The following is a 3,431-nucleotide window of genomic DNA, read 5'->3' on the forward strand; positions in this document are numbered from 1 at the left end:
AGGCGGGAATGCCCAGTTTCGTGATTAGCATGCTCAGAAAAATTAACTGACTGTTGCACTTGTTCCTTGAGACCGCCGAGTGCGCCTTCAGGAAAGCACGAAGCTCAAGGTAGCAAGAAATATCTTTGACCGGACTGATCTCTCGCACCAGACTCTTTATACCGTAGCACTCAAGCCCCATAAGAGCAGCACGTTCTTGAAATAGAGATTGTTTTGAAGGATTGGCGTTACCCACACCGATCACTACATCATGCCCTAAGGCCTTTGCGCCTGCTGCCAAGTCGAGCAAATGAATGCTCGCGCCACCCATTACATCAGAGCGGGTTATAAGATAAATAATTTTCAATTCAGCGCTCCAGGCACACGTTCATCGTCAGTTTATTGTTTCACGCATTAAACGAACCATGATGGGCCCTTGAACCTGTACCGAATAATGCTCCTCTACCCTTTTTCTTCCATTGCATCCAAGAATCCTTCTGTCGTCGACAGAAGATAGCAAATGACTTAAATGTAAATCCCACTCACTGACCGAACTCGCGAGGAAACCACACTTGCTTTCATCCACTATACTTATATTAACTCCCACAGGCGACGCAATCACAGGAACACCACAAGCCATATATTGAATGAGCTTATATCCGCATTTTCCATTTTCCCAAGGTCCCTCTACGAGTGGCATGATCCCGACATCCATCAGCCGGATCATTTCAGCCTCTGTAGACTCATCCCAGGGCACGACTTCAACATCGATATCCGAGAATACGGTGTTCATGCTTACATCTGCACCGACCAGCATAAGTTTCGCATCATACTTATTACATACCGCAATTAATGCGTCCTTGATGTCGACAACATATTTCTGAGTTGCGGGAGAACCCATCCAGCCTATTACTAATTTTTTATCGTGAAACACATTGTCTTTTGAGGTGTAACGAGTGGCATCTACAACCGTAGGAATAATTACTGTTCTCCCGGCCCCTGCCCTCTGCGCATATTCTGCCAAATAAGGATTCCCAGCCACTACACACGAAGAAGAACGCATGACTGATTTGATTTTATTTTTAAGAAACAGCTTAATAAAGCGATTATTGGATAAATCATAGTTATGAAAAATAGCATCGTCATAATCTACTATGACCTTGCAGCCGCATAGATTCAGTATTTTTTCTGCCCAAGCCGGAAAATAGGGAAAAATTTCTTTTTCAACCCAAAGAATATCAAACTGACTGGCCCGCAAAAGCCATGTAAATCTCTTCCAGTAATAGCTTATAAAGTCGAAAATGGTTGACTTTTCCCGACTGTACAAGCGAGACACATATAGATCATCAAGCAAATTAGCAACCACAACATTCCATCCATCTTTCTCAAGATATGGAATATATTGAAGCATTCTCAAACGACTGCTAGCGCCTATTCTTGAATATTTGGAGAGCAACAATAATTTCATTATAGACCTTGATTCAATTCAGGCTCGGTCGGCCTTGAGCGCTGACGATAGAAAAGGGGTAACAGAATCAAACCCACATATACATAGGTAGTAAGACTGAATTGCCAGGCATAAAAAACCATTACCAAAGCGTATACATAGCAACTCAGCATTGCTAAAAAATAGCCGCCATGCAAACAAGCCAAGCGCCTCAGGCAGGCATACCATCCACCCAAAACAGCCATGCTTATAATGACTGCTCCAACGCCCCCTGCCAAATAGGGACTCGATGCATAAGTAAGAACATTAAAATCGTCATCTGCAAATCCCACATCGAAGGGAACACAGCTGTATAAGCCCAGCGACAGAATATCGACAACTTTACCTAAGATCAGATCGGCACAACCTTTACCTGCTTGCCCGTCCATCCAGGTTGAGAGTGCGGTTACTGCATAACCAAAATACGAATAAAGAAAATCAAAACCTTTCTCTCCACCCGCTCGGCCAGTGGCAACAGCGATGATGCAAAAAATAAGAACCAAGAGAGCAAAGAAAACAAGAAGCCCTTTCAGCTTAACCCAACCAATATAAAACAACGTATATACAACACTCACAAAAAGAAAAAGTACACTTGTCCTTTCAGCCAGGCTCAGAGCAGAAATCAGGTAAATCGCACTTGTAACAATACACAACAAGATTCGCTTTTTTTGCGCATAGTAAAGAGCAAGGCAAAGCGCAAAAAGCGAAAAGTGTTGCGCACCGTAATTGGACTCATGGCCCCAGATGTAGACATAACGCAGATTAAATAATACGCCTCCTTCCAACGGCCCATTTATACCAAATCTGTAAATACGATAGCATGATAGCACCAGGCCTAAAAACGAAAGACACCAATAGGAAAATACCAACAAGCGTGGCGCATCTGCATCCCCTACTTCCATGGAGTATATATTGAATACGCCGCCACTAAGCATAAAGCTTGCAAGTATATAAACAATTACAAAACTACAGATTCCGAGCAAGAAAAAGTTGTGCCCCCACTGCCACTGCTCACCCAAAACAAGCAAGTTCATGGCAAACATCAAGGCAACAATAACAACAAGTATGACAAGTGGCGATGTCAGGTAAAATCGCAATTTATTCATTTACATCACTTCAGTTAACTATTTAATAGCATCAGTTCGTGATGACTCGCTTGAAATAACCAACGGCTTTAGTCAGTGGTATCTCTGCAAAATAAAACAACGAAAAGAAACAAACCTTATAGGATGACGCGTTAACCATTTTCGACAATGCCACTGTGTTTTTATTTTTGATGGCCACGAGAGAGTAATAAGCCAACGCTTTAGCCGTCGCGAAATCTGCCAAAAAACCACTGGCCAAATATTGTATGGCTTGTGAAACCATAGCGTACTGCCTGGGTATGTTACGAAAGCTGTTACTTTGATGCTGGCGATATTTCACCACAGGGATATCAGGTAAGTAAGCAAATTCTGATCCGAAATCTGGGTAGGCTACCAATAGTTTCACAAACATAGGGTAATCATCCAGCATCAGGTTTGTATCCCATCCTCCCTGTTCCCTGAGGGCAGATGTTCTGAAGACAGTCGATTGCAGCAATAAAGGCACGGGATAATTGAATAAAGCCTGCTTGAACCGCTTCTGAGCAGGTAATTTTAAAAATTTATCCTGTGACGGGCCGTATACTTTGAAAAAGTGGCCAGGCTCTTCATCGAAAAAAGCATCAGCCCCGCCAATGCAAAACTTGAGATTTTGATTAACCTCCATGTGATTTATACATTGGGCAATGCCGGCCGCATCAGGAATATCATCTGAAGCAACAAAGTATAAGTACTCCGTTGTTGCAACAGCAAGGCCCATATTCAAAGATGATATGAGCCCTGAGTTTGACTTGACGACTAAAGATAGGCGGTCTCAAGGAACAAGTGCAACACCTGATGTAAGGTGTTGCCATGTCTACCCAATACAAACACTTGAGTACCCG

3 protein-coding genes and 1 pseudogene are annotated in these 3,431 nt (G+C 42.9%); all 4 read right to left on the reverse strand.

Translation table 11 applies throughout. From position 1 onward, the window contains the following. The coding region (locus CJU81_RS23390) for a glycosyltransferase family 4 protein (RefSeq protein WP_141232635.1) at positions 1-346 on the reverse strand (346 nt) is incomplete at its 3' end. A gap of 27 nt (positions 347-373) precedes the next feature. Then, positions 374-1,447, reverse strand: a complete 1,074-nt coding sequence (locus CJU81_RS23395) for a glycosyltransferase family 4 protein (protein WP_095038430.1) — start codon at positions 1,445-1,447, stop codon at positions 374-376. Beyond that, positions 1,447-2,571 (reverse strand): oligosaccharide repeat unit polymerase, encoded by a 1,125-nt coding sequence (locus tag CJU81_RS23400; RefSeq protein WP_095038431.1) that lies wholly within the window; start codon positions 2,569-2,571, stop codon positions 1,447-1,449. The genes CJU81_RS23395 and CJU81_RS23400 overlap by 1 nt, the downstream gene beginning before the upstream one ends. Before the next feature lie 31 nt (positions 2,572-2,602). Next, positions 2,603-3,328, reverse strand: a pseudogene (locus CJU81_RS23405) (hypothetical protein); the annotation flags it as partial. Positions 3,329-3,431: the final 103 nt, after the last annotated feature.

The organism is Pseudomonas fragi (assembly GCF_002269505.1).
Taxonomy (GTDB): domain Bacteria; phylum Pseudomonadota; class Gammaproteobacteria; order Pseudomonadales; family Pseudomonadaceae; genus Aquipseudomonas; species Aquipseudomonas fragi_D.